At 65.0% G+C, this 23,789-nt stretch carries 23 protein-coding genes and 3 pseudogenes; 9 read left to right on the top strand and 17 right to left on the bottom strand.

From position 1 onward, the window contains the following. Window positions 1-4: 4 nt before the first annotated feature. The 6 genes from IX761_RS22520 to IX761_RS22545 are packed head-to-tail and all read right to left on the bottom strand — an operon-like array spanning window position 5 to window position 4,552. Complete coding sequence (locus IX761_RS22520; protein WP_194791711.1) at window positions 5-565, bottom strand: DUF4136 domain-containing protein; 561 nt, start codon at window positions 563-565, stop codon at window positions 5-7. A gap of 19 nt (window positions 566-584) precedes the next feature. Further along, window positions 585-1,214 carry a DUF4136 domain-containing protein gene (locus tag IX761_RS22525; protein WP_194791712.1) on the bottom strand — a complete coding sequence of 210 codons (630 nt, stop codon included), beginning with the start codon at window positions 1,212-1,214 and terminating at the stop codon, window positions 585-587. Window positions 1,215-1,234: 20 nt separating this feature from the next. Then, window positions 1,235-1,984 (bottom strand): methyltransferase domain-containing protein, encoded by a 750-nt coding sequence (locus tag IX761_RS22530; RefSeq protein WP_194791713.1) that lies wholly within the window; start codon window positions 1,982-1,984, stop codon window positions 1,235-1,237. Further along, a complete protein-coding gene (locus tag IX761_RS22535) occupies window positions 1,981-2,286 on the bottom strand; it encodes a MazG-like family protein (RefSeq protein ID WP_194791714.1) in 306 nt (101 codons plus the stop codon). The genes IX761_RS22530 and IX761_RS22535 overlap by 4 nt, the downstream gene beginning before the upstream one ends. A gap of 60 nt (window positions 2,287-2,346) precedes the next feature. Next, window positions 2,347-3,198 (bottom strand): MaoC family dehydratase, encoded by an 852-nt coding sequence (locus IX761_RS22540; RefSeq protein ID WP_194791715.1) that lies wholly within the window; start codon window positions 3,196-3,198, stop codon window positions 2,347-2,349. 1 nt (window position 3,199) lies between these two features. Beyond that, on the bottom strand, window positions 3,200-4,552 hold the full coding sequence (locus IX761_RS22545; protein ID WP_194791716.1) for a 3-oxoacyl-ACP reductase: 1,353 nt from the start codon (window positions 4,550-4,552) through the stop codon (window positions 3,200-3,202). Window positions 4,553-4,669: 117 nt separating this feature from the next. Here IX761_RS22545 and IX761_RS22550 point away from each other — a divergent pair, with 117 nt between their 5' ends. After that, window positions 4,670-5,947 (top strand): acetyl-CoA C-acetyltransferase, encoded by a 1,278-nt coding sequence (locus IX761_RS22550; protein ID WP_194791717.1) that lies wholly within the window; start codon window positions 4,670-4,672, stop codon window positions 5,945-5,947. 125 nt (window positions 5,948-6,072) lie between these two features. Beyond that, window positions 6,073-6,861, top strand: coding sequence for an AraC family transcriptional regulator (locus IX761_RS22555; RefSeq protein WP_194791718.1), 789 nt, complete (start codon window positions 6,073-6,075; stop codon window positions 6,859-6,861). 106 nt (window positions 6,862-6,967) lie between these two features. Here the strand turns inward: IX761_RS22555 and IX761_RS27725 are convergent, their stop codons facing one another. From IX761_RS27725 to IX761_RS22575, 5 genes and pseudogenes are all read right to left on the bottom strand, one after another. Further along, window positions 6,968-7,735, bottom strand: coding sequence for a methyl-accepting chemotaxis protein (locus IX761_RS27725; protein WP_416366809.1), 768 nt, complete (start codon window positions 7,733-7,735; stop codon window positions 6,968-6,970). Window positions 7,736-7,825: 90 nt separating this feature from the next. After that, window positions 7,826-8,914: pseudogene (locus IX761_RS27730) on the bottom strand (cache domain-containing sensor histidine kinase); the annotation flags it as partial. A 336-nt stretch (window positions 8,915-9,250) separates the two neighbouring features. Next, complete coding sequence (cueR, locus tag IX761_RS22565) at window positions 9,251-9,655, bottom strand: Cu(I)-responsive transcriptional regulator (RefSeq protein WP_194791720.1); 405 nt, start codon at window positions 9,653-9,655, stop codon at window positions 9,251-9,253. Beyond that, entirely contained in the window at window positions 9,652-12,051 is a 2,400-nt protein-coding gene (locus tag IX761_RS22570; protein WP_194791721.1) for a heavy metal translocating P-type ATPase, read from the bottom strand. The genes cueR and IX761_RS22570 overlap by 4 nt, the downstream gene beginning before the upstream one ends. A gap of 54 nt (window positions 12,052-12,105) precedes the next feature. Further along, window positions 12,106-12,492 carry a hypothetical protein gene (locus tag IX761_RS22575; protein WP_194791722.1) on the bottom strand — a complete coding sequence of 129 codons (387 nt, stop codon included), beginning with the start codon at window positions 12,490-12,492 and terminating at the stop codon, window positions 12,106-12,108. Window positions 12,493-12,638: 146 nt separating this feature from the next. Here IX761_RS22575 and IX761_RS22580 point away from each other — a divergent pair, with 146 nt between their 5' ends. Then, entirely contained in the window at window positions 12,639-12,836 is a 198-nt protein-coding gene (locus tag IX761_RS22580) for a heavy-metal-associated domain-containing protein (RefSeq protein WP_194791723.1), read from the top strand. Between the two features lie 245 nt (window positions 12,837-13,081). Continuing rightward, window positions 13,082-14,263, top strand: a complete 1,182-nt coding sequence (locus tag IX761_RS22585) for a multidrug effflux MFS transporter (protein ID WP_194791724.1) — start codon at window positions 13,082-13,084, stop codon at window positions 14,261-14,263. Here IX761_RS22585 and IX761_RS27225 read toward each other — a convergent pair. Next, complete coding sequence (locus tag IX761_RS27225) at window positions 14,214-14,411, bottom strand: hypothetical protein (RefSeq protein ID WP_228533861.1); 198 nt, start codon at window positions 14,409-14,411, stop codon at window positions 14,214-14,216. The genes IX761_RS22585 and IX761_RS27225 overlap by 50 nt on opposite strands. Before the next feature lie 527 nt (window positions 14,412-14,938). Between IX761_RS27225 and IX761_RS22590 the strand changes: the two are divergent. Beyond that, a pseudogene (locus IX761_RS22590) lies at window positions 14,939-15,589 on the top strand (transcriptional regulator); the annotation flags it as partial. 16 nt (window positions 15,590-15,605) lie between these two features. On the opposite strand, the gene IX761_RS22595 reads toward IX761_RS22590, so the two are convergent. From IX761_RS22595 to IX761_RS22615, 5 genes are all read right to left on the bottom strand, one after another. Next, window positions 15,606-16,556, bottom strand: a complete 951-nt coding sequence (locus IX761_RS22595; protein ID WP_194791725.1) for an adenosine deaminase — start codon at window positions 16,554-16,556, stop codon at window positions 15,606-15,608. An 85-nt stretch (window positions 16,557-16,641) separates the two neighbouring features. Next, window positions 16,642-17,328, bottom strand: coding sequence for an SDR family oxidoreductase (locus tag IX761_RS22600; protein WP_194791726.1), 687 nt, complete (start codon window positions 17,326-17,328; stop codon window positions 16,642-16,644). A gap of 402 nt (window positions 17,329-17,730) precedes the next feature. Then, entirely contained in the window at window positions 17,731-18,315 is a 585-nt protein-coding gene (locus tag IX761_RS22605; protein WP_194791727.1) for an IMPACT family protein, read from the bottom strand. 9 nt (window positions 18,316-18,324) lie between these two features. After that, a complete protein-coding gene (locus IX761_RS22610; protein WP_194791728.1) occupies window positions 18,325-18,987 on the bottom strand; it encodes a TetR/AcrR family transcriptional regulator in 663 nt (220 codons plus the stop codon). Window positions 18,988-19,072: 85 nt separating this feature from the next. Then, window positions 19,073-19,993 carry a LysR family transcriptional regulator gene (locus tag IX761_RS22615; protein WP_194791732.1) on the bottom strand — a complete coding sequence of 307 codons (921 nt, stop codon included), beginning with the start codon at window positions 19,991-19,993 and terminating at the stop codon, window positions 19,073-19,075. A 117-nt stretch (window positions 19,994-20,110) separates the two neighbouring features. Here IX761_RS22615 and IX761_RS22620 point away from each other — a divergent pair, with 117 nt between their 5' ends. The 4 genes and pseudogenes from IX761_RS22620 to IX761_RS27230 form a co-directional block, all read left to right on the top strand. Then, window positions 20,111-21,457, top strand: coding sequence for an aspartate aminotransferase family protein (locus tag IX761_RS22620; protein WP_194791729.1), 1,347 nt, complete (start codon window positions 20,111-20,113; stop codon window positions 21,455-21,457). A gap of 71 nt (window positions 21,458-21,528) precedes the next feature. After that, complete coding sequence (locus tag IX761_RS22625) at window positions 21,529-23,022, top strand: CoA-acylating methylmalonate-semialdehyde dehydrogenase (protein WP_194791730.1); 1,494 nt, start codon at window positions 21,529-21,531, stop codon at window positions 23,020-23,022. Between the two features lie 128 nt (window positions 23,023-23,150). Further along, window positions 23,151-23,321, top strand: a pseudogene (locus tag IX761_RS22630) (methylmalonate-semialdehyde dehydrogenase (CoA acylating)); the annotation flags it as partial. A gap of 247 nt (window positions 23,322-23,568) precedes the next feature. Further along, window positions 23,569-23,789, top strand: a 221-nt coding sequence (locus IX761_RS27230; RefSeq protein WP_228533867.1) for a hypothetical protein, incomplete at its 3' end; no start/stop codon positions are given.

Genomic DNA, 23,789 nt, shown 5'->3' on the forward strand with positions numbered 1-23,789 from the left:
GCTCTCAGTGCGGCGGGTAGTGGCTCAGCACCTGGGTGACGGTCTTCTGGATCGCGGCGTTGCGCTCCTGCGGGCTGGGCGGGTAGTTGTTCATGATCTGCTCGGCGCTGCCGCGCCACACCAGCTTGCCGTCGCGGCCGTCGAACAGGTCGACCTGGATGGTCGCCACCTTGTAGTCGACGCTGCGCGTTTCGTTGTACATCGGCCCGCCCCAGTAGCCACCCCAGTAACCGCCCCAGGCACCGCCGTAGTTGGTGGTGATCTGCTGCTGGCGGTCCTCGACGATCAGGTAGGCGCGCACCTTAACATCGGCCTTGGCGTTGCCCTGGGCCGGGCGCAGGCCACGCTGGTCGAGCTGGTCGGCGACGGCCTGGCGGATGCGTTGTTCGGTAAGGTCGCTCTTGATCCGTGGGTCATCCGGGCGGTACTGCAGGGCGGGTTCCTGCCAGGCCCAGCTGCGGTAGGCGGCGAAATCGCGGCTGGCATCGAAATCCTGCTGGACGTTGTTGCTCGAACAGGCGGTGAGCAGTAGCGCGAAGGACAGAAGCACGAGACGGCGCAACATGATGGTTCTCCGTTAAATGTTAACTGGGAGGATAGCCGCTCAGCGCCTTGCTCACGGATTCGCGCAGGGCGTTTTCGCGATCGCGCGGCGAGTCCTTGTCGCTGCCGCTTTCGGCGCTGGCACTCCACACCGGTTGGCCGTCGCGGGCGTCGAACAGGTCGATGCGCACCACCATCACTTCGACTTCGTAGGTGCGCACGATGGGCACGCTGGCGTAGCCACCATAGCCGTTGCGGTAGCCGCCCACGCCGACCCCACCATAGGGGTAAGGCCCGTAGTAGGGGTCGTAGTAGTCGTAGTCACGCACCTGGCGCAGGCGCCGCTCCAGGCGGATGTCGGCGCTCACCAGCAGGTCGGCCGCGCCGCTGTGGGCCGGGCGCAGGCCATGCTGGTCGAGGGCGCCGCTGACGGCATCGGCGAGCTGGCCAGGTGCGGCGTTGGCCAGGCCCGCGGGTTGCTCGCGCCAGCGCCAGCTGCGATAGCGGCCATAGTCGCGGGGCGGTGATGGGTAGGCGCTGGCATCGAACGTGCCGGCGGCCTGGGGCGGCGCCGGTGGGATCGGATTGCCACTGGCCACGTAGGGGTTGCTGCCCTGGCAGGCGGCCAGGGCGAGGGGCAACAGGGCCAGGCAGAGCAAGCGGTACGGCATGGTTCCTCCTGGCGTTGATGTCAGTGCGGGCGGCAGATCCAGTGCAGGTAGCGGCCCAGCCCGGCGAAGCTTGGGTGGCGACGGTGCGCCAGTTCCATCTCCAGCAGGTCGAGCAGCTCGGCCTTGTCCTGAAACTCCTTGGGCATGTAGTCGTGGAACACGCGCACGCCGCTTTCGCATTCGACTTGCCACTGAGGTTCAAGTTGCGCCCGCAACTGGCGTGGATCAAGCGGTTTTTGCGGGGTGAGGCTTTGCTTTTCGCCGGCCAGGCGGTTACTGCGCAACTTGCGGAAATGGCCCTTGAGCAGGTTGCGGTAGACCAGTGCGTCGCGGTTGTAGAAGGCCAACGACAACCAGCCGCCGGGCGCGGTCAGTTGGTGCAGCACTGGCAGGATGGTTTCCGGCTCGGCCAGCCACTCCAGCACGGCGTGGCACAGCACCAGGTCGTAGGGCTCGGTGAGCTGGCCGAGCAAATCCTGCCATGGCGCCTGGATGAACGTGGCCTGCACACCGGCCTCGGCGAAGCGTGCGCGGGCGCCTTCGAGCATGGGTTCGGCGGGCTCGGCCAAGGTCAGCTGGTGGCCGCGCTGGGCCAGCCACAAGGCCATGTGGCCAAGGCCGGCGCCAATGTCGAGGATGCGCAGCGGGCGGTCGGGCAGGGCCTCGGCCAGGTCGGCCTGGAGCACCGCCAGGCGGATCGCGCCTTTGGCGCCGCCGTAGATCTTTTCGGCGAAGCGGGTGGCCAGTTCATCGAAGTGACGGTCGTTCATTTGGCGAAGCGCCTCTCGCTGTCGGCCAGCTTGGCCTGCACCACCTCGTTCATGTCCAGGCCCAGTTCGCTGCACAGCAGCAACAGGTAGAGGACGATGTCGCCGACTTCCTGGCCTGCGTGGGCGAGTTGCTCGGGGGGCAGTTGGCGTGACTGGTCTTCGCTGAGCCACTGGAAGATTTCCACCAGTTCGGCCATTTCCACGCTGGCGGCCATGGCCAGGTTCTTCGGGCTGTGGAAACCGCGCCAGTCGTTGCTGTCGCGGATCCGGTGCAGACGCTCGGTCAGTGCTTGCAGGTTCATCGGGCTCTCCTCGTGGCGCATAGCTTCCGGCGAGGCGTGCACTAAAGCAAGTGACATCACTCAGCCGGAACGCCAGCGCCCGACCATGTGCTGCAACCCGCCATGCCCATCCAGCCGCAGCTCGCCCTCAGGCGCCGCCGCGCTGGCGCTGAGCACCACCTCCGACGGCAGCCGCACCGGCTTGCGGAAATCCACCTCGAAGCTGTAGCCCGCCTTGGGCAGATGACCTTGCAGCGCCGCCAGCGCCATGGCCTTGCTCCACATGCCGTGGGCGATGGCCTTGGGGAAGCCGAACAGGCGGGCGCTGACTGCGCTCAGGTGGATCGGGTTGTAGTCGCCGCACACCCGTGCGTAACGCCGGCCGATATCGCTGTCGGCATACCATCGGGTGGCTTCGGGCATCTCGGCGGGTTCGCTTTCGGTAGCGGCGTGCCTGTTGCCCTCGAGCTTGAGGCCGCGCACGAGCATGCGGCTGTTTTCGCGCCAGAGCAGGCCCAAGCCATCTTCGGCCTCGGTGATCAGGTCGAAGGTGCCGCCTTTTTCGTGGGGCTTGAGGTTTTCGGCATGCACCGAAAACCGCAGCCCGTCGATACCGCCGAGCGGGCGCAGCACGTCAATGCGGTTGTGCAGGTGCACCATGCCCAGCAGTGGGAACGGGAAACCGTGGGCGGTGAGCAATTGCAGCTGCAGGGCGAACGCCATGATGTGCGGGTAGGTGCCCGGCAGGCGGCCATCGTCGGCGAAGTGGCAGAGCCTGCGATAGGCCGCCAGGTTGCCTGTGTCGACCCGCAGGAAGCAGCGCAGGCCTTGCTCCGGCAGCCGGCTGCCGCTGATCCTGCGCTTGCGCAGCGCACGCAGGTACAGGCTCGCACGGTTGTCGGGGCTGTGCAGGTCATGCCAGGTAACGGTCATGTCAGGCCCCCATCAGTGCTTGGCCGCAGACGCGCAGGACCTGGCCGTTGACCGTGCCCGAGCCCGGCTGGCTGAGCCAGGCGATGGCTTCGGCGACATCCTGTGGCAGCCCGCCCTGGCCCAGCGAGCTCAGGCGCCGCCCGGCTTCGCGCAGGCCGATGGGCATGGCGGCGGTCATATGGGTTTCGATGAAGCCGGGGGCGATGGCGTTGATGCTGGCGCCGTGTTCGGCGAGCTTGGGCGCCCAGGCCTGGGCGAAGCCGATCAGCCCGGCCTTGCTCGCCGCGTAGTTGGCCTGGCCGCGGTTGCCGGCGATGCCGCTGACCGAGGCGAGCAGGGTGATACGCGCGCCGTCATGCAGCTTGCCGGCCTCGAACAGTGCCTGGGTCAGCACCTGTGGGGCCTTGAGGTTGACCGCCAGCACCGCGTCCCAGTACTCGGGGGTGAGGTTGGCGAGGGTCTTGTCGCGGGTGATACCGGCATTGTGCACGACGATATCGAGGCCTTCGGGCAACGACTCGACCAGCTGCGTGGCGGCGTCGGCGGCGCAGATGTCCAGGGCCAGGGCGCGGCCGCCCAGGCGTTCGGCGAGGGCGTCGAGGTCTTTTTGCGCCTGGGGCACGTCAAGCAGCGTCACCTGGGCACCGTCACGGGCCAGGGTTTCGGCGATGGCCGCCCCAATGCCACGGGCGGCGCCAGTGACCAGCGCGCGGCGCCCGGCCAGCGGGCGGGTCCAGTCCTCGACGTGCGCGGTGCAATGGCCCAGGCGCAGCACCTGGCCGCAAACGAACGCACTCTTGGGCGAGAGGAAGAAGCGCAGCGCGCCTTCGAGCTGGTCCTCGCCATCGCTGCCGACGTACAGCAGGTTGGCGGTGGCGCCGTTGCGCAGTTCCTTGCCCAGTGACCGGCTGAAGCCTTCGAGGGCGCGCTGGGCGACCAGCGCCTGCGGGTCGTCGAGGCTTTCCGGCGGGCGGCCGAGGATGACGATGTGCGCGCAGGGCGCCAGGCTGCGCAGCAGGGGTTGGAAGAATTCGCGCAACTGCTTGAGCTGGTCGCTGTCGGACAGATGACTGGCATCGAACACCAGGGCCTTGAGCTTGGGCCCGAGCCCGGCGACCCAGGCGGGAGATGCCAGGGTGTCGTCATCGAAGCGGTAGCATTCGCCGGTCAGGCGCGCAGCAAATGCCTCGACCTGTTTGGCCAGTGGCCCGCCACCCAGCACCAGCGCGCCCTCCACCGGGCGCAGGCGGCCGGCCTGCCAGCGCTCCAGCGGCACCGGGCGTGGCAGGCCGAGGGCATCGACCAGGCGCCGACCGAGGTTGGAATTGGCAAAACCGAGATAGCGATCGCTCATGTGTGGGTCTCTCCCTGATGGCAAGCATGCAAGTGTGGACCAAGTTTGTGGCAGGGGCGTTCGACCGGGCTAAAAGAACCTACGCTTACGGATCTATTTGCTTTGGGAGGTACAGGCATGCGTTCTATTCGTCGGGTCGCGATTCTGGGCGGCAACCGGATCCCCTTCGCGCGCTCGAACGGCGCCTACGCCAGGGCCAGCAACCAGGCGATGCTCACTGCTGCGCTGGAAGGGCTGATCGAGCGTTACCGCCTGCATGGCCTGTGCCTGGGCGAGGTGGCGGCGGGCGCGGTGCTCAAGCACTCCCATGACATGAACCTGACCCGCGAATGCGTGCTCGGCTCCCGCTTGTCGCCGTGCACGCCGGCCTACGATATCCAGCAGGCCTGCGGCACCGGGCTCGAGGCGGCGCTGCTGGTGGCCAACAAGATCGCCCTGGGGCAGATCGACAGTGGCATTGCCGGTGGCGTCGACACCACCTCCGATGCGCCGATCGCGGTCAACGAGGGGTTGCGGCAGATCCTGTTGCAGGCGCATCGGGGCAAAACCCTGAGGGAGGGCCTGAAGCCATTCCTGAAACTGCGCCCGCGCCATCTGCAGCCGGCGTTGCCGCGCAATGGCGAGCCACGCACCGGGTTGTCGATGGGCGAGCATTGCGAGCGCATGGCGCAAACCTGGCACATCGAGCGTGCCGAGCAGGACGCGCTGGCACTGCGCAGCCACCAGCACCTGGCGGCATCCTACGCCGAGGGCTGGCATGACGACTTGCTCACGCCCTACCTGGGCCTGACCCGCGACAACAACCTGCGCCCCGACCTCACCCTGGAGCAACTGGCCAGGCTCGAGCCGGTATTCGACCGCAGTGGCCAGGGCACCCTGACGCCTGGCAACTCCACACCGCTGACCGATGGCGCCTCGCTGGTGTTGCTGGGGACCGATGAGTGGGCCCAGGCCCATGAGCTGGAGGTGCTGGCCTACCTGGTCGACGGCGAAAACGCCGCTGTCGATTTCGTGCATGGCCAGGAGGGGCTGCTGATGGCGCCGGTCTATGCGGTGCCGCGCTTGTTGGCGCGCAATGGCCTGACCCTGCAGGACTTCGACTTCTACGAGATCCACGAAGCCTTTGCCGCCCAGGTGCTGTGCACGCTCAAGGCCTGGGAGGACCCCGACTATTGCCGCACCCGCCTGGGGCTCGACGCGCCCTTGGGGGCCATCGACCGTAGCAAGCTGAACGTCAAGGGCAGCTCGTTGGCGGCGGGGCATCCGTTCGCCGCGACGGGTGGGCGCATCCTGGCCAACGTGGCCAAGTTGCTGAAGCAGCGCGGCAAGGGGCGCGGGTTGATCTCGATCTGCGCGGCGGGTGGGCAGGGGGTGACGGCGATCGTCGAGCGATAGCGAGCAGACAGAGACCTCATCGCGGGGCAAGCCCGCTCCACGGATCTTGTGGGAGCGGGCTTGCCCCGCGATGCGCTGCCACTTACCTGATAGTCTGGTCCGACCGGAAACACTGTGAGGAGATCATGTCGGCCACCGGACACATTCCCGCCCCCCGAGCGATTCCGGCCCTGGACGCGTTGCCCAGGCCGCTCTATGCCCGCGCCGAAAGCCTTGGCGCCGGCTCCTGGACCACGCGCCACCAGCATGACTGGGTGCAGTTCTCCTATGCCATCAGCGGAGTGCTCGGCGTCTACACCCGCGACGGCAGCTATTTCGCACCGCCGCAATGGGGGGTGTGGATACCGGCCGGGGCCGAGCACGAAGTGGTGACGTCGATGCAGGCCGAGATGCGCAGCCTCTATGTGCGCCGCGATGCCTGCCCCTGGGCGACGGATGAATGCCGTGTGCTGGAAGTCACGCCGCTGGCCCGTGAATTGATCAAGCAGTTTTGTACGTTTGCGGTCGACTACCCGGAAGGGGACAGTGCCGAGGCGCGGCTGGTGGCCGTGTTGCTCGACCAGTTGCGGACTTTGCCGCAGGTGGGCTTCTGCCTGCCGTTGCCTCGCCACCCCGGGTTGCTGGCGCTGTGCAATGGCCTGATCGCCGCGCCAGACCAGCCGCAGACCTTGCAGCAGTGGGCCGTGCAGTTGGGGGTGTCGGAGAAGACCCTGATGCGCCTGTTCCAGCGCGAGACGGGGTTGAGTTTTCGCAACTGGCGCCAGCGCATGCGGCTGTTGTCGTCGCTGGCGCTGTTGGAGGCGGGGGAGAGTGTGACCCAGGCGGCGTTGGGGTGTGGTTATGACTCGACTTCGGCCTATATCGCGGCGTTCAGGCAACTGTTCGGGGCGACGCCGGGGGAATTGAAGTTGTAGCGATACCGCACGATCGGGAGGGCCTATCGCCGGCAAGCCGGCTCCCACAGGTTTCGCGATTGCAGCAGACCTGTGGGAGCCGGCTTGCCGGCGATAGGGGGCACTGTCAGGTACGGAACCTGCGCACCAGCGTATCCAGCTCGTTGGACAGCCCGGCCAGGCTTTCGGAGTCCTGGCGCGCGGCCTGGGCCAGTTCGGCCACCAGTTGCGCGTCACCATGGATCTGGCTGATGTGCCGGTTGATGTCCTCGGCCACCTGGTGCTGCTCTTCGGCGGCAGTGGCGATCTGGGTGTTCATGTCGCGGATGACATCCACCGACTCGCGGATCTGGCCGAAACTGTCGCGGGCCAGGCCGATGCGGCTGACCGACTGCTGCGACACTTCGATGCTGGCGTGCATCTGCTGCGCCACCTCGGCGGTACGGCTGGCCAGGTTGCCCAGCAGGCCGTCGATCTCGGCGGTGGAGTCGGCGGTGCGCTTGGCCAGCGCGCGCACTTCGTCGGCGACCACGGCGAACCCGCGGCCCTGCTCGCCGGCGCGGGCGGCCTCGATGGCGGCGTTGAGCGCCAGCAGGTTGGTCTGCTCGGCGATCGAACGGATGGTGCCGAGGATCGACTGGATGGCGTTGCTGTCGCGCTCCAGTTGCTGGATCGACTGCGCCGACTGCTCGATCTCCTGGCTCAGGCGGTCGACGCTTTGCACCGCCGCGTCGATTTGCTGTTGGCCTTCGCGGGCCTGCTGCTGGCCGCTGTCGGCGGACATCGCCGCCTGGCTGCAGGAGCGCGCGACTTCGTTGGCGGTGGCGACCATTTCGTGGAAGGCGGTCGACACCATGTCCACCGCTTCACGCTGGCGCCCGGCGGCTTCAGCCATGTCGCCGGAGACCCGGGTCGAGCTGCTGGAGGTGCTGAGGATCTTGTTGGCCGCCGCGCCAATGTGCTGGATCAGGCTGCGAATGGCGCCCAGGAACTGGTTGAACCAGCTGGCCAGCTGCGCGGTTTCGTCGCGCCCGCGGATTTCCAGGTTGCGGGTCAGGTCGCCTTCGCCCTGGGCGATGTCTTCCAGGCCGTTGGTGACGCTGTTGATCGGGCGCACGATGAGCTTGGCGAAGGCGGTGCCCACCGCGGCGAACACGGCGGCGAGGATCAGCGCCACGGCGCCGATCAGCCAGGTGAGGCGGGTGGTGGTCTGCATCACTTCGTCGTGCTGGATCAGGCCGATGAAGGTCCAGCCCAGTTGCTCGTCGGGGTAGATGTTGGCCATGTAGCGCTCGCCGTTGATCTGGACTTCGACCAGGCCCTTGCCGGCCTTGGCCAGCTCGGCATAGCCGTCGCCGAAGCTGGCGAGCTGCTTGAAGTTGTGGCTGGCGTCGCGGGGGTCGACCATGACGTTGCCGTTGTTCTCCATCAGGATCAGGTAGCCGCTTTCGCCCAGCTTGATCTGCTTGACGATCTCGGTCAGGCCCTTGAGCGACACGTCGATGTTGACCACGCCGCCCGGGCTGCCCAACTGGTTGGCCACGGCGCGCACGGTGCTGACCAGCACCGCGTCGTCACCGGCCCAGTAGTAGGGGGCGGTGCGCAGGGTCTTGTTGGGGTTGGCCATGGCGGCCTGGTACCAGGGGCGGGTGCGCGGGTCGTAGTTGGCCATCTTCGGGTCGCCCGGCCAGAACGCGTAGCCGCCGTCCTTCAGGCCATAGGAGACGTAGGCGTAGTCCGGGTGGCTCTGGGCCAGGCGGCTGAACAGGTCGAACAGGGCCTTGTCCTGCTCGCCGGGGGCGATGCTGGCGGCGTCGGCGCTGATGTGCTTTTTCACGTTGTCGGCGCTGGCGGCCACCAGCGGCTGCGCGGCGAGGTAGTCGACGTTCTGGGTGATGCCCTGGAAGAACAGGTTCATCGCGTTGCCGACCTGGCGGATCTCGCGGCTGCTGTTGTCGAGGAAATCGTCGCGGGCTTCGCCACGCAGGTTGACCACCACCAGGGTGGCGACGATGACGATGGGCAGCCCGGCGATGACGGCGAAGGCCCAGGTGAGTTTTTGCTTGATGTTCATCCACGCTCCCGGAGTTGTTTTTTTCGAGACATGAGGCAGGTACTCAGGCCATCGGCAGCGTCTGGGTTTCTTGAAGGGAAATGCCCGTATTTATTGGACGAAAGGTGCTTTTGAGGGGGATTCGGTCGGGGTAAGGCTAATATGGCATACCAAGTTTTTTTGTAGGAGCCGGCTTGCCGGCGAACACCGGCAGAGCCGGTGCCTGGCAACGCGTGGTTTTGTTCGCCGGCAAGTCGGCTCCTACGAAGCCAGGATCACGCTTTATCCGTAGGAGCCGGCCTTGCCGGCGAATGGGCCGGGACATGCAACACAGGAGGCATGATCCTACGGCAAAGGTCAGTGACAGCATCCGCTGCCATTGGCCAGGTCCTTGAGGATCGGGCAATCCGGCCGGTCGTCGCCCTGGCAGTGGGCGACCAGTTCGCCCAGGGTGTCGCGCAGGCTCACCAACTCTTCGATACGCCGGTTGAGGTCGTCGATGTGTTGCAGGGCCAGTGCTTTCACATCGGCACTGGCGCGCTGGCGGTCCTGCCACAGGGTCATCAGCTTGGCCACTTCCTCCAGCGAGAACCCCAGGTCCCGAGAGCGCTTGATGAACGCGAGGCTGTGCAGGTCGTCCTGCTGGTACAGCCGGTAGCCGCTGTCGCTGCGCTTGGCCGGGCGCAGCAGGCCGATGGACTCGTAGTAGCGGATCATCTTGGCGCTGAGCCCGCTGCGGCGGGCGGCCTGGCCGATGTTCATGGGGCCTCCTGGTCGGTGCTGGTGGGTTTCCAGGTTTTCAGCCACAAAGCGTTGCTCACCACGCTGACGCTGGACAGGGCCATGGCGGCGCCGGCCAGCACCGGGTTGAGGTAGCCCAGGGCCGCCAGGGGGATGCCGACCAGGTTGTAGATGAAGGCCCAGAACAGGTTCTGGCGGATCTTCGCGTAGGTCTTGCGGCTGATCTCCAGCGCCGCTGGCACCAGCCTTGGGTCGCCGCGCATCAGGGTGATGCCGGCGGCCTGCATGGCCACGTCGGTGCCGCCGCCCATGGCAATGCCGATATCGGCGGCGGCCAGGGCCGGGGCGTCGTTGATGCCGTCGCCGACCATGGCCACCACGCCGTTCTGTTTCAATGCCGCGACGGTGGCGGCCTTGTCGGCGGGCAGCACTTCGGCGTGGACGTCGTCGATACCCAGGGCATCGGCCACCACCTTGGCGCTGCCGCGGTTGTCGCCGGTCAGCAGGTGGCTGCTGATGCCGCGGACATGCAGGGCGTCGATGGCACTGGCGGCGCCGGGTTTGAGGCTGTCACCGAAGGCGAACAAGCCGAGCACGCGGGGCTGGTTGCCACGCTCGATCAGCCAGGACAGCGTGCGGCCTTCGGCTTCCCAGGCGTGGGCCGCGTCGGCCAGCTTGCCCGGTTGCAGGCCGCTTTCATCGAGCAGGCGGCGGTTGCCCAGGGCCAGCTCGCGATGCTCCACCTGCCCGGCGATGCCGCGCCCAGTCAGTGACTGGCTGGTGGTTACTGAAGGGACCTCCAGGCCTTGTTCTTTGCAGGCGTCGAGCACCGCCTTGGCCAGCGGGTGCTCGCTGCCGCGTTGCAGGGCGCCGGCCAGGCGCAGCAGTTCGCCGCTGTCGCCGGTCGCGGACTGGCTGTGGACGATGCGCGGGCTGCCCGAGGTGAGGGTGCCGGTCTTGTCGAACACCACGCGGTTTACGGCGTGGGCGCGCTCCAGCGCTTCGGCGTCCTTGATCAGGATGCCGTGGCGGGCGGCGACGCCGGTGCCGGCCATGATTGCGGCGGGGGTGGCCAGGCCCAGGGCACAGGGGCAAGCGATCACCAGCACGGCGACGGCATTGATCAGCGCGGTTTCCAACGGCGCGCCTGCCAGCCACCAGCCGACCAGGGTGATCAATGCCAGCACCAGCACCGCCGGAACGAACACCTGGCTGACCCGGTCGACCAGTTTCTGGATGGGGGCCTTGGCCGCCTGGGCATCCTCGACCAGGCGAATGATCCGCGCCAGGACGGTTTCGGTACCCAGCGCCTGGGTTTGCACCAGCAACCGACCCTCGCCATTGATTGCGCCGCCGGTGACGCTGTCGCCGGGCTGTTTTGGTACGGGCAGGCTCTCACCGCTGATCAATGCTTCGTCTGCGTGGCTGCTGCCTTCGATGACTTGGCCATCCACCGGAAAGCGCTCGCCGGGCTTGACCAGTACCAGGTCGCCCAGGCGCAGTTGGCTGATCGCCACGTCCTGTTCCTGGCCATCGACCACCCGCATGGCGCGCTCCGGGCGCAGGGCCTCGAGCGCGCGAATGGCGCTGGCGGTCTGGCGCTTGGCGCGGCTTTCGAGGTACTTGCCGAGCAACACCAGGGCGATCACCACCGCCGAAGCCTCGAAATACAGATGCGGCTCCATGCCCGTATGGGCGTTGGCCCATTGATAAAGGCTCAGGCCGTAACCGGCACTGGTGCCCAGGGCGACCAGCAGATCCATGTTGCCGGCACCGGCGCGCACGGCCTTCCAGGCGGCGACATAGAAGCGTGCGCCGAGGATGAACTGCACCGGGGTGGCGAGCAGGAACTGCGCCCAGGCCGGCAGCATCCAGTGCAGGCCGAACGGTTGCACCAGCATCGGCAGCACCAGGGGCAATGCCAGCAGCAGAGCCGCGCCGACTGCCAGCCGCTCATTGCGCAAGCGACGTTGCGCCTGGTGCAGGTCGTCATCGTGGGTGCGCGGCAGGCTGGCGCTGTAGCCGGCCTTGTCGACGGCGGCGATCAGCAGGCTGTCATCGACTGCTTGCAGCACTTCGAGATGGGCGCGTTCACTGGCGAGGTTGACACTGACCTGCTCGACGCCCGGCACTTTGCCGAGGGCGCGTTCGACGCGACCGGCGCAGCTGGCGCAGGTCATGCCGTCGATCTTGAGTTCGAGGGTGCGGGTGGGGACGCTGTAGCCGGCATCGCGCACGGCATCGACCAGTGCTGGCAGGCTGTCGGCCGGGGCCTGGACCCGGGCTTGTTCGGTGGCGAGGTTGACGCTGACGTGCTGGGTGCCGGAAACCTTGCGCAGGGCGCGCTCGACCCGACCTGCGCAACTGGCGCAGGTCATGCCGGCGATCGGCAGGTCGAAGGTGGTGGATGCGGGCATGGCTGATTCCTCCGTGGACGTGCCAGCAGCATCAACCTTGCCATGCGGTCAAGGTCAATAGCCCAGGCCGGCTCGCTTGAGCACCAGGCCATTGTGCCCCATGGCAATGCGGTATTTGTTGATCTGGCCCGCCTGCAACGTCAGGCGTGTGCTGCGTTGGTCCTCGACACCCGGCGCGCAGCCCGGCACCTGGCCCGGCAGCAGGCGCAGGCGCACGTCCACTGGGCCGGGCGGCAGGTTGAAGGAGGTCGCCTGTTCCTGGAACAGGCGGCCGGACAACTGGTCGTTGAGGTAGATGCCGATTTCGCAGCTGGTGGCCACTTCCAGGCGTTCCCGGGAAATGATCAGCACGCTGTAGTCCGAGTTGCCCTCGGCGCTGGCCGGTGGCACCACGGCCAGGGCACCGAGCAATCCGGCGAGGGTCAATGCGGTCCTGATCATGAACAATCTCCTGCTTGGCATAAACGTCAAAGGCGCAGCTTGGCCGAGCCGAGCGCGGATTTCCAGCCCGGCCGTTTAACGCAGAACTTGACCTTGCCCCGATGGCAAGGAAGAGACTGGGCAAAACCCACAAGGAGGCAACCTCGATGCAAGTGTTCAACGTACAAGGCATGACCTGTGGCCATTGTGTGAAGGGCGTGACCCGGGCGGTGCAGGAGCAGGATGCGCAGGCGCGGGTGGAAGTCGACCTGGCAGGCAGGCAGGTGCGGGTGGAAAGTTCGCTGGGCGCCGAACAGATCCTGGCGGCGATTCGAGAGGAGGGGTACCAGGCCGAAGTGGCCTGATGCACATCTTCCGGACTGCAATCCCACTCAGTGGCAGCGGGCTGCACGTAACCGATTGTTTTTAAGGCACCTGTGGGAGCGGCTGAAGCCGCTCCACAGGGTTCGCGGTACGCTGGGGCATCCTTGCTCCTGCGCGAAAGCACAACCCTCGCCTAGGCGTGGTGGAATTATTACAAAGCTTTTCATCGCCTGAACGGTCCATGCAGGTAGACTGACGCACTTGCTTAGCCTGCTATGGATTCTTCATGAACCTGCGAACCCTGCTGATCCTCGGCGCCTTGAGTGCGTTCGGGCCATTGGCGATCGACTTCTACCTGCCCGCCTTCCCAGCCATGGCGCACGCATTCGCCACCGACGAGCAGCACGTGCAGACCACGCTGGCCGCGTATTTCCTTGGCCTGTCCCTCGGCCAGCTGGCCTATGGGCCGGTGGCTGACCGCTTTGGCCGGCGCATTCCACTGTTGTTCGGCGTCGGGCTGTTCACCCTGGCCTCCCTGGCCTGCGCCTATGCGCCCAACCTCGACAGCCTGATCCTGGCCCGCTTCGTCCAGGCCCTCGGTGGCTGCGCCGGCATGGTGCTGTCGCGGGCGATCGTCAGCGACAAGTGCGACGCGGTGGCTTCGGCCAAGGTGTTCTCGCAACTGATGTTGGTAATGGGCCTGGCGCCGATCCTGGCGCCCATGCTCGGTGGTGTGCTGGTGAACGTGGCCGGTTGGCAGTCGATCTTCCTCGCCCTGAGCCTGTTCAGTGCCGCCTGCCTGGTGGCGGTGGGCCTGGGCCTGCCGGAGAGCCTGCCAGCGCACGTGCCGCGTCAGCCGCTTAACGGTGCCTTGCGCCAATACCTGCGCCTGCTAGGCGATCGGGTGTTCGTCGGCCATGCGCTGACCGGGGGTATCGCCATCGCCGGGATGTTCGCCTACATCGCCGGTTCGCCATTCGTGTTCATCAAGCTGTATGGCGTGCCGCCGGAACACTACGGCTGGCTGTTTGGCACCAATGCCGCCGGTTTTATCCTCATGGCCCAGGTCAATGCGCGGCTGCTGGCCAAGCGCGGCCCGGCGTTCCTGTTGGCGCGCGCGGTCTGGCTGTACCTGGCGGCGGCGTTGCTGCTGCTGGCGGTGGCGGCACTGCGCCCGGTGGCCTTGTGGCCGCTGCTGGTACCGCTGTTCGTGTGCATCGCCAGCCTGGGTTGCATCATCCCCAACGCTTCGGCCTGCGCGATGAGCGGCCAGGGTGCACGAGCCGGCAGCGCCTCGGCGTTGATGGGGTGCCTGCAGTTCAGCGTCGCCGCAGGGGCGGCGGCGCTGGTGGGGGTGCTGCATGACGGCAGCGCGGTGCCCATGGCGCTGGTGATCAGCCTGTGCGGAGCACTGGTGGTCAGTGTCGCACTGCTGACCCGGCGCTGGCAGGCCAACCGCCCTGCGTGAGCGGGTGAGGGGCGTTGAGGCGTGTTTCCAGCAGGGCGACGAAGGCCCGCGCCTCGCCCTCGCTGCGAAAACTCACCACATGCTGGTCGAGTTGGACCAGCCACGGGCAATTGGGGTTTCGGTTCGACGCACTGACGACAATCTTCATGGCGATCCACCTCCAGTGAGCGAGAGCCGATGAAGTGTAGCGCTGCCAGAAGCGCCCGGCATGACCGATATCTGAACACTGACTGACGGTCATGGCGGGCTGAGGGCGGGAAGCTTTCTGGTTTGTCAGGTGCTATTGGCGTAGGGCGATGTGGGTATTGTCTGCGCCAGCCCCTCAGCCTTTCCGGCCATGCCCACGGCGCCAGCCATATCAAGGGCCCGGGCTGTTGCTGGGCACTTTTGCCAGCGCTGGTCGCGACCAGCCTGGCGCCGGGCAAGGCCACCGACGCGGGTGAGGCGTGAATTTCCTGTCGGCTTATACTGGCCCGCGGCAGCCAGTGCCAGCCAGCGATACTTCCCTGCCAGGAGGGCAACCGAGCGCTCAGGGAGTTGCAGGGGGATCGCATTCATCGTCATCGTTCATCGATGTCGGGATCTGGCCTGGCTCGCTCTGTTATCAGACGAGAAGATTCAGGGAGCTTCAGGTTGACGAACGCAGTCCGTAGCATCAGTCAGGCCGCCGGCCTGATGGCCGAACCCAAACGCAGCGCCATGTTGTGGGCTCTGATCGATGGCACCCCCCGTGCGGCGAATGAACTGGCGATCATGACCGGGCTGAGCACATCCTCTGCCTGCGCCCATCTTTCGCTACTCGCCGCAGCCGGCTTGCTGCGGCTCGAAGCGCGCGGGCGCAAGCGTTACTACCGGCTGGCCACGCCAGCCGTGATCGCGGCGGTGGAAGCACTGGCCAGCGTGCAGCTGGAAAACCGCCCGTCCGGGCAACTCGCCACGCCCATGCAGATTCCGTTGTCGATGCGTCGGGCGCGCCTGTGCGATGGCCACCTGGGCGGAGAGATCGTTGCCGAGCTCCTTCAGCGCATGCTTGCCAGCGGTTGGCTCGAGGGCAGTGAACAGTACCTGACCGTGAGCCGGGAGGGCCGGTCGCGGCTAGAGGCGATGGGGGTCTTTATCGATGCGCTGGCGCCGGGGCAGCGGGGAAATTGCGTGATCTGCCATTGCAGCGAGTGGAGTGACCAAGGCCCGCACCTGGGCGGGAGCCTGGGGCAGGCCTTGCTCAAGTTGTTCCTGCAGTCGGGCTGGATTCGCGAGCAGGAAGGAAGCCGGGCGGTGCACATCACTGCTGTGGGACTGCAGCAGATCGAAGCTATTGCCCGGCTGCCGGACAGGGCTGTGGTTAGCGCACCAGGCGGGCGTCCAGGCTGTTCTGCGCCAGGCGGCGAGCCTGGTCCTGGGTCATGCCCAGGTGTTCATGCAGGGCCATGAAGTTTTCGGTGACGTAACCGCCGAAGTAGGCCGGGTCATCGGAGTTGACCGTGACCTTCACGCCACGCTCGAGCATGTCGAGGATGTTGTGCTGGCTCATGTGGTCGAACACGCACAGCTTGGTGTTGGACAGTGGGCAGACGGTCAACGGGATCTGCTCATCGATGATGCGCTGCATCAGGCGCTCGTCTTCGATGGCGCGTACGCCATGGTCGATGCGCTGGATCTTCAGCAGGTCGAGGGCTTCCCAGATGTACTCGGGCGGGCCTTCCTCACCGGCGTGGGCGACGGTCAGGAAGCCTTCGCTGCGGGCACGGTCGAACACGCGTTGGAATTTGCTCGGCGGGTGGCCTTGTTCCGAACTGTCCAGGCCAACGGCGATGAACGTGTCGCGGAACGGCAGCGCCATGTCGAGGGTTTTCTGCGCTTCTTCTTCGCTCAGGTGGCGCAGGAAGCTGAGGATCAGGCCACTGCCAATACCCAGTTGTTCGCGGCCATCTTTCAACGCCTTCTCGATGCCGCGCAGCACCACTTCGAAGGGAACGCCACGGTCTGTGTGCGTTTGTGGGTCGAAGAACGGCTCGGTGTGGATGACGTTCTGCACTTTGCAGCGCTGCAGGTAGGCCCAGGTCAGGTCGTAGAAGTCCTGCTCGGTACGCAGCACGTCGGCGCCCTGGTAATACAGGTCGAGGAATTCCTGCAGGTTGTTGAATGCGTAGGCGCTGCGCAGGGTTTCCACGTCCGCCCAGGGCAGGGCGATCTTGTTGCGTTCGGCCAGGGCGAACAGCAGCTCGGGCTCCAGCGAGCCCTCCAGGTGCATGTGCAGTTCCGCCTTGGGCAAGGCGTTCAGCCATTCATACATGTGTGTAATCTCGATCAGGTACGGTTGGCCGACATTCTACAGGGCCTGGCTGGGCATTGCGCCTGTCCAGGCCTGGGCATGGGCCTTACCAGATGAGCGTCTCGCCTTTGTAGTTGATGAAGCGCAGGCCGCCGTTGCCGCTGTGCGCCTTGATCTGCTCGAGCATGCCGCGGGTACTGGTGAGCACGTCGATTTCGGCGTTCTCGCCGCCCATGTCGGTCTTCACCCAGCCGGGGTGCATGGCCAGCACGCACAGGTCGGGGCGCTGCTGTTCGACCACGAAACTGTTGATCATCGAGTTGAGCGCGGCCTTGCTGGCTTTGTACAGGCAGATCTCGCCACCGTCGGGGATGGTCACGCTGCCGAGGATCGAACTCATGAATGCCAGCACGCCGGTACCTGGGCGGATCTGGCCGACCAGGCGGCGGGCGACGCGGATCGGCGCCACGGCGTTGGTCATGAACAGCTCGCCGACTTGCTGCGCTTGTACGCTTTCCAGGTCCTGCGGCAGCGGGCCCATCACGCCGGCGTTGACGAACACCAGGTCGAACACCTCGCCGTGCAGGCGCTGCTTGAGGCTGTCCAGTTGAGCGGTGTCGTTCATCTCCAGGCGTTCGATACGCACACCTGGCACTGCGCTGAGGGCACCGGGCTGTTGCGGGTCACGTACGGTGGCGACGATGTTCCAGCCATCTTCGTGCAGGCGTTGCACCAGGCCCAGGCCGAGGCCACGGGAGGCGCCGATGATCAGTGCGGTCTTGTGTGCAGTCATTGCAATGCTCCTTGATGAGGGGGGCGATCACGCAGTAGAACCAGGCTGATGAGCATATCCCAGGTGTTTGCGGGCTGCCCGGTTGTGCTGAATAAGGGTGATCAAAAAGTAACCAGGACGATGGGAGGCCGGTGGCGCTGGGCTTTGGTGCGGTGGTTCACGGGTTATCCACAAGCTGCTCCACAGGAATTGTGTGCAAGCCCCGCGAGTTCTAAAGGCGCGATCCAGAGCAACGTGCAGGCCAAACCTGGGGATAACTCACAGGCTTTCAGTGACTTGAGTCACTGTCACACAATTGTGATCAAAATCTGATCAAAGCTCTGCGGGCCTTGTAGCGTAAGGGCTGCATCACCTTGCCCAAAGCTTATCCACAGGCAGGCCCACAGTAGTTGTGGGCAACGCTCAGCGGCGTTCCAGCAGGATGCGTCCTCGGCTGAGGTCAGCCAACTGCTGTTGCAGGTTTTGCAGGTGCGCATCACCCAGGGCGATGTGCAGGTCGACGCCATTGGCGGTGAACTGTTCATCCAGCACCAGGCCGTCCACTTCGGCCAGGCGCAGCTTGAGCAGTGCCAACTCGCTGAAGGTGCAGTTGCAGCTGAACTCGCTGCGCTGGACCAACAGCCGCTTGGGCGCCTGCTGCAGGCATTTGTTGGCACCGCCGCCGTAGGCGCGGGCCAGGCCGCCAGTGCCCAGCTGGATGCCGCCGTACCAGCGGATCACCAGCACCACCACCTGGTCGCAATCCTGGGCCTCGATGGCCGCGAGGATAGGACGACCAGCCGTGCCGCCGGGCTCGCCGTCGTCACTGCTGCGGTACTGGCCGCCGAGTTTCCAGGCCCAGCAGTTGTGGGTGGCGGCGAGATCGCTGTGGCGTTCGATGAAGGCCATGGCCTCGGCGGGGCTGGTGATCGGGCCGGCGAGGGTGATGAAGCGGCTCTTGCGGATGTCCTCGCGGAATTCGCAGAGTTCGAGCAGGGTAGAAGGCATAGGTTTGGGTCAGGCGGGCATCGTGATGCCGCAGCCTTTCAAGATGATGTGGATAAGGTTGTTGCTGGCGTCTTCCATGTCCTGCTTGGTCAGGCGGCTACGGCCGGTGACCTGGCAGATCTGGGTGGCGAAGTCGGCGTAGTGCTGGGTGCTGCCCCAGAGCAGGAAGATCAGGTGCACGGGGTCGACCCGGTCCATCTTGCCGGCTTCCATCCATGCCTGGAACACCGCGGCGCGGCCACGGAACCACTCGCGGTAGTCGGCGCTGAAGTACTCGCTCAGGCATTCGCCGCCGCTGATCACTTCCATGGCGAAGATCCGTGAGGCTTGCGGGTTGCGCCGGGAGAACTCCATCTTGGTGCGGATGTAGTGGCTCAGCGCTTCGGCCGGGTCGTCCTCGACGCTCAGGGCGTTGAAGGTGCTGTCCCACAGCTCGATGATGTTGCTCAGCACGGCGATGTACAGGCCCAGCTTGTTGGTGAAGTAGTAGTGCAGGTTGGCCTTGGGCAGCCCGGCTTTGAGCGCGATGGTGTTCATGCTCGTGCCTTTGTAGCCGTGGCGGGCGAATTCGTCTTCGGCAGCCTGGATGATGGCCTGTTCGTTCTTCTGGCGGATGCGGCCGGCGGGCTTGCCCGAGGCTGGGGAGCGATGCGCAGGGACTTCTAGGGTCATGGACGATTCCGGACGGGTCGTTTCGAATGTCCGACAGATTACCTGCCTGCGCCGAAGTGACAAGCATTTGCGGCCTAGATACGTATCAACGTGTCGCAGCCAGGCTTTCCAGGAAGCTTTCCAGTACCAGGTTGGGGCGTCGACCTTTGCGGGTGACCCAGCTCAGGCCAAGGTCATAGAAGCGCTGTGCGGGCTTGAGGGCGCGCAGGCGGCCTTGCTGGACCCAGAAACTGGCGTAGTGGTCGGGCAGGTAGCCGATGTAGCGCCCGGTGAGGATCAAAAAGGCCATGCCTTCGCGGTCCGAGGCGCTCGCGGTGCAGTGCAGGGCCTGGTAATGCGCCTGGATATCGGCGGGCAGGCGGAACGTCGGAGCGATGGCGTCCTGGCTGTTGAGGCGTTGGTCATCGATCTGCTGGTCGTCGGCGTAGAACAGTGGGTGGCCGACCGCGCAGTAGAGCAGTGAGCGTTCGCTGTACAGCGGCTGGTACTCCAGGCCCGACAGCGGGCTGGTCTGGGGTACCACACCGACGTGCAGGCTGCCGTCGAGTACGCCTTGCTCGACCTGGCTGGGGGCGATCATGCGGATCTGGATGCGCACGTCGGGGCCGCGGTCCTTGAGTTCGGCCAGGGCATGGGTGATGCGCATGTGCGGCAGGGTGACCAGGTTGTCGGTGAGGCCGATGTTCAATTCGCCACGCAGGTGCTGGTGCAGGCCGTTGACCTCGGTGCGGAACGACTCCAGGGCACTGAGCAGTTGCAGGGCCGAGTGGTAGACCTCGCGGCCTTCCTCGGTCAGTGAAAACCCGGCACGGCCGCGCTGGCACAGGCGCAGGCCCAGGCGTTGCTCGAGGTCGTTCATCTGCTGGCTGATGGCCGAGCGGCCGATGCCCAGCACGTTTTCGGCTGCCGAGAAACCGCCGCATTCCACCACGCTGCGGTAGATCTTGAGCAGGCGGATATCGAAATCACTGACCTGGGCGAGGGGGGCGGGGCGACGGCTCATTATGTTTAGCCTATTGCTGACTGAAGGTTAGAACTGTTGGGTTTTCCGGACTTTATCGCCGTGCCAATTTAGCTGCAACAAGATCCATCGTTGCCTAATCGTCTTCCGAGGAACCGCCCGATGAACATGCCCGAAACCGCCCATGCCGGTCTGGCCAGCCAGCTCAAGCTGGACGCCCACTGGATGCCCTACACCGCCAACCGTAACTTCCAGCGCGATCCGCGCTTGATCGTGGCGGCCGAAGGCAACTACCTGGTCGATGACAAAGGGCGCAAGATCTTCGACGCTCTGTCGGGCCTGTGGACCTGCGGCGCCGGGCACACCCGCAAGGAAATCACCGACGCAGTGACCCGCCAGCTGTCCACCCTGGACTATTCCCCGGCCTTCCAGTTCGGCCACCCGCTGTCGTTCCAGCTGGCCGAGAAGATTGCCAACCTGGTACCGGGTGACCTGAACCACGTGTTCTACACCAACTCCGGCTCCGAGTGCGCCGACACCGCGCTGAAGATGGTCCGTGCCTACTGGCGCCTGAAAGGCCAGGCCACCAAGACCAAGATCATTGGCCGCGCCCGTGGCTACCATGGCGTGAACATCGCCGGCACCAGCCTGGGCGGCGTCAACGGCAACCGCAAGATGTTCGGCCAACTGCTGGATGTCGACCATCTGCCTCACACCGTGCTGCCGGCCAACGCCTTCAGCAAGGGCATGCCGGAGGAGGGCGGTATCGCCCTGGCCGATGAGATGCTCAAGCTGATCGAGCTGCACGATGCCTCGAACATCGCCGCAGTGATCGTCGAGCCACTGGCGGGCTCCGCTGGCGTGCTGCCGCCGCCGAAGGGTTACTTGAAGCGTCTGCGTGAGATCTGCACGCAGCACAACATCCTGCTGATCTTCGATGAAGTCATCACCGGCTTTGGCCGCATGGGCGCCATGACCGGCGCCGAAGCCTTCGGTGTGACCCCGGACCTGATGTGCATCGCCAAGCAAGTTACCAACGGTGCCATCCCGATGGGCGCAGTGATCGCCACGGGTGAGATCTACCAGACCTTCATGAACCAGCCGACGCCCGAGTACGCGGTGGAATTCCCCCACGGCTACACCTACTCGGCGCACCCGGTTGCTTGCGCCGCGGGTATCGCTGCGCTGGACCTACTGCAGAAAGAGAACCTGGTGCAATCCGCCGCCGAGCTGGCGCCGCACTTCGAGAAGCTGCTGCACGGCGTCAAGGGCACCAAGAACATCGTCGATATCCGCAACTATGGCCTGGCCGGGGCGATCCAGATCGCCGCGCGCGATGGTGATGCCATCGTTCGCCCGTACGAAGCCGCCATGAAACTGTGGCAAGCCGGTTTCTATGTGCGCTTTGGTGGCGACACCCTGCAGTTCGGGCCGACGTTCAACACCCAGCCGCAGGAGCTGGACCGCCTGTTCGACGCGGTGGGCGAAGCCCTCAACAAGATCGACTGATCATTCTGATTCTGATGCCGGGTGCGTGACTGACGCGCGCCTGGCTCTGCCTTCTTTATATGGAGTTCTGCATGAGCATTGTTCAGCACCTGATCCACGGCGAGCTGGTTACCAAGGGTGAACGTACCGCCGATGTCTTCAACCCTTCCACCGGCCAGGCGGTGCGCAAGGTCGAACTGGCCAGCCGCGCCACTGTCCAGGAGGCCATCGATTCGGCCAAGGCTGCTTTCCCTGCGTGGCGTAACACGCCGCCGGCCAAGCGCGCCCAGGTCATGTTCCGCTTCAAGCAGCTGCTTGAGCAGAACGAGGCGAAGATCTCGCAGATGATCAGCGAGGAGCACGGCAAGACCCTGGAAGACGCTGCGGGTGAGCTGAAGCGTGGTATCGAGAACGTCGAGTTCGCCTGCGCCGCACCGGAAGTACTGAAAGGCGAGTACAGCCGCAACGTTGGCCCGAATATCGATGCATGGTCCGACTTCCAGCCGCTGGGCGTGGTTGCCGGTATTACTCCGTTCAACTTCCCGGCCATGGTGCCGCTGTGGATGTACCCGCTGGCCATTGCTTGCGGTAACGCCTTCATCCTCAAGCCGTCCGAGCGCGATCCAAGCTCGACGCTGTACATTGCCCAGCTGCTGCTGGAAGCCGGCCTGCCCAAGGGCATCCTGAACGTCGTGCATGGCGACAAGGAAGCGGTCGATGCGCTGATCGAGGCGCCAGAGGTGAAAGCCCTGAGCTTCGTTGGTTCGACCCCGATCGCCGAGTACATCTATACCGAAGGCACCAAGCGCGGCAAGCGCGTTCAGGCACTGGGCGGCGCGAAGAACCACGCCGTGCTGATGCCGGACGCCGACCTGGATAACGCAGTCAGCGCGCTGATGGGCGCTGCCTATGGTTCGTGCGGCGAGCGCTGCATGGCCATTTCGGTGGCGGTGTGCGTCGGTGACCAGGTGGCCGATGCATTGATTGCCAAGCTGGAACCACAGATCAAGGCGCTGAAGATCGGTGCCGGCACTTCCTGTGGCCTGGACATGGGGCCGCTGGTGACTGCGGCTGCGCGTGACAAGGTGGTGGGCTATATCGACGATGGCGTTGCCGCTGGCGCCAGGCTGGTGGTCGATGGCCGTGGCCTGCGTGTGTCGGGTAATGAAGATGGTTACTTCGTGGGTGGGACCTTGTTCGACAAGGTCACCCCTGAAATGCGTATCTATAAAGAAGAGATCTTTGGCCCGGTGCTGTGCGTGGTGCGGGTGAACAGCCTGGAGCAGGCCATGCAGCTGATCAATGATCACGAGTATGGCAACGGTACTTGCATCTTCACCCGTGACGGCGAAGCGGCGCGGCTGTTCTGTGACGAGATCGAAGTGGGCATGGTCGGGGTCAACGTGCCGTTGCCGGTGCCGGTGGCTTACCACAGCTTTGGCGGGTGGAAACGTTCGCTGTTCGGTGACTTGCATGCCTATGGTCCGGATGGGGTGCGGTTCTATACCCGTCGCAAGGCGATTACCCAGCGTTGGCCGCAGCGTGCCAGCCACGAGGCGTCGCAGTTTGCGTTCCCTAGCCTTTAAGGCGGCTATATAGAAGCGGGGAGGCCGGAAGGCCTCCCCGCTTTGCTTTCAGCCAAATGACAGTTTCATAAAATTAAAGGTTGACGGGGTTTCAGATCCCCTTATAATGCGCCCCACTTCCAGCGACAACGNCGGTGGCTTACCACAGCTTTGGCGGGTGGAAACGTTCGCTGTTCGGTGACTTGCATGCCTATGGTCCGGATGGGGTGCGGTTCTATACCCGTCGCAAGGCGATTACCCAGCGTTGGCCGCAGCGTGCCAGCCACGAGGCGTCGCAGTTTGCGTTCCCTAGCCTTTAAGGCGGCTATATAGAAGCGGGGAGGCCGGAAGGCCTCCCCGCTTTGCTTTCAGCCAAATGACAGTTTCATAAAATTAAAGGTTGACGGGGTTTCAGATCCCCTTATAATGCGCCCCACTTCCAGCGACAACGGAACGCAAAACTCATTGATAATCAACGAGTTAAGCGATTCGAAAGATCCGGAAGTGCTTCGGTCTCACGATCGATAGCGGTGAAAAAAGGTGGTTGACAGCAGGTTGTAACGCTGTATGATTCGCCTCCCGCTACGAGAGATCGCAGCGAGTCAAGTGTTTGAAGCTAAACGAGTTTCTCGGAAAAAACTTCAAAATAAACGCTTGACACGAAATGAGGAAAGCGTAGAATGCGCGCCTCGGCTGAAGCGAAGCGCTGAAAGCCAACCGCTCTTTAACAAATTGAATCAAGCAATTCGTGTGGGTGCTTGTGAGTACGGACTGATAGTCACAAAGAT

The sequence above is a fragment of the Pseudomonas sp. UFMG81 genome (assembly GCF_015354575.1).
GTDB lineage: Bacteria > Pseudomonadota > Gammaproteobacteria > Pseudomonadales > Pseudomonadaceae > Aquipseudomonas.

What these genes read in the sequence shown, in the direction of transcription:
- IX761_RS22530 (WP_194791713.1), bottom strand. Translation starts at nt 1,984, where the DNA reads ATGAACGACCGTCACTTCGATGAACTGGCCACCCGCTTCGCCGAAAAG.
- IX761_RS27225 (WP_228533861.1), bottom strand. Translation starts at nt 14,411, where the DNA reads ATGAAGATTGTCGTCAGTGCGTCGAACCGAAACCCCAATTGCCCGTGG.
- IX761_RS22575 (WP_194791722.1), bottom strand. Translation starts at nt 12,492, where the DNA reads ATGATCAGGACCGCATTGACCCTCGCCGGATTGCTCGGTGCCCTGGCC.
- IX761_RS22545 (WP_194791716.1), bottom strand. Translation starts at nt 4,552, where the DNA reads ATGAGCGATCGCTATCTCGGTTTTGCCAATTCCAACCTCGGTCGGCGC.
- IX761_RS22535 (WP_194791714.1), bottom strand. Translation starts at nt 2,286, where the DNA reads ATGAACCTGCAAGCACTGACCGAGCGTCTGCACCGGATCCGCGACAGC.
- IX761_RS22595 (WP_194791725.1), bottom strand. Translation starts at nt 16,556, where the DNA reads ATGTATGAATGGCTGAACGCCTTGCCCAAGGCGGAACTGCACATGCAC.
- IX761_RS22570 (WP_194791721.1), bottom strand. Translation starts at nt 12,051, where the DNA reads ATGCCCGCATCCACCACCTTCGACCTGCCGATCGCCGGCATGACCTGC.
- IX761_RS22525 (WP_194791712.1), bottom strand. Translation starts at nt 1,214, where the DNA reads ATGCCGTACCGCTTGCTCTGCCTGGCCCTGTTGCCCCTCGCCCTGGCC.
- IX761_RS22605 (WP_194791727.1), bottom strand. Translation starts at nt 18,315, where the DNA reads ATGCCTTCTACCCTGCTCGAACTCTGCGAATTCCGCGAGGACATCCGC.
- IX761_RS22550 (WP_194791717.1), top strand. Translation starts at nt 4,670, where the DNA reads ATGCGTTCTATTCGTCGGGTCGCGATTCTGGGCGGCAACCGGATCCCC.
- IX761_RS22555 (WP_194791718.1), top strand. Translation starts at nt 6,073, where the DNA reads ATGTCGGCCACCGGACACATTCCCGCCCCCCGAGCGATTCCGGCCCTG.
- IX761_RS27725 (WP_416366809.1), bottom strand. Translation starts at nt 7,735, where the DNA reads ATGGCTGAAGCCGCCGGGCGCCAGCGTGAAGCGGTGGACATGGTGTCG.
- IX761_RS22620 (WP_194791729.1), top strand. Translation starts at nt 20,111, where the DNA reads ATGAACATGCCCGAAACCGCCCATGCCGGTCTGGCCAGCCAGCTCAAG.
- IX761_RS22600 (WP_194791726.1), bottom strand. Translation starts at nt 17,328, where the DNA reads ATGACTGCACACAAGACCGCACTGATCATCGGCGCCTCCCGTGGCCTC.
- cueR (WP_194791720.1), bottom strand. Translation starts at nt 9,655, where the DNA reads ATGAACATCGGCCAGGCCGCCCGCCGCAGCGGGCTCAGCGCCAAGATG.
- IX761_RS22585 (WP_194791724.1), top strand. Translation starts at nt 13,082, where the DNA reads ATGAACCTGCGAACCCTGCTGATCCTCGGCGCCTTGAGTGCGTTCGGG.
- IX761_RS22540 (WP_194791715.1), bottom strand. Translation starts at nt 3,198, where the DNA reads ATGACCGTTACCTGGCATGACCTGCACAGCCCCGACAACCGTGCGAGC.
- IX761_RS22610 (WP_194791728.1), bottom strand. Translation starts at nt 18,987, where the DNA reads ATGACCCTAGAAGTCCCTGCGCATCGCTCCCCAGCCTCGGGCAAGCCC.
- IX761_RS22520 (WP_194791711.1), bottom strand. Translation starts at nt 565, where the DNA reads ATGTTGCGCCGTCTCGTGCTTCTGTCCTTCGCGCTACTGCTCACCGCC.
- IX761_RS22625 (WP_194791730.1), top strand. Translation starts at nt 21,529, where the DNA reads ATGAGCATTGTTCAGCACCTGATCCACGGCGAGCTGGTTACCAAGGGT.
- IX761_RS22580 (WP_194791723.1), top strand. Translation starts at nt 12,639, where the DNA reads ATGCAAGTGTTCAACGTACAAGGCATGACCTGTGGCCATTGTGTGAAG.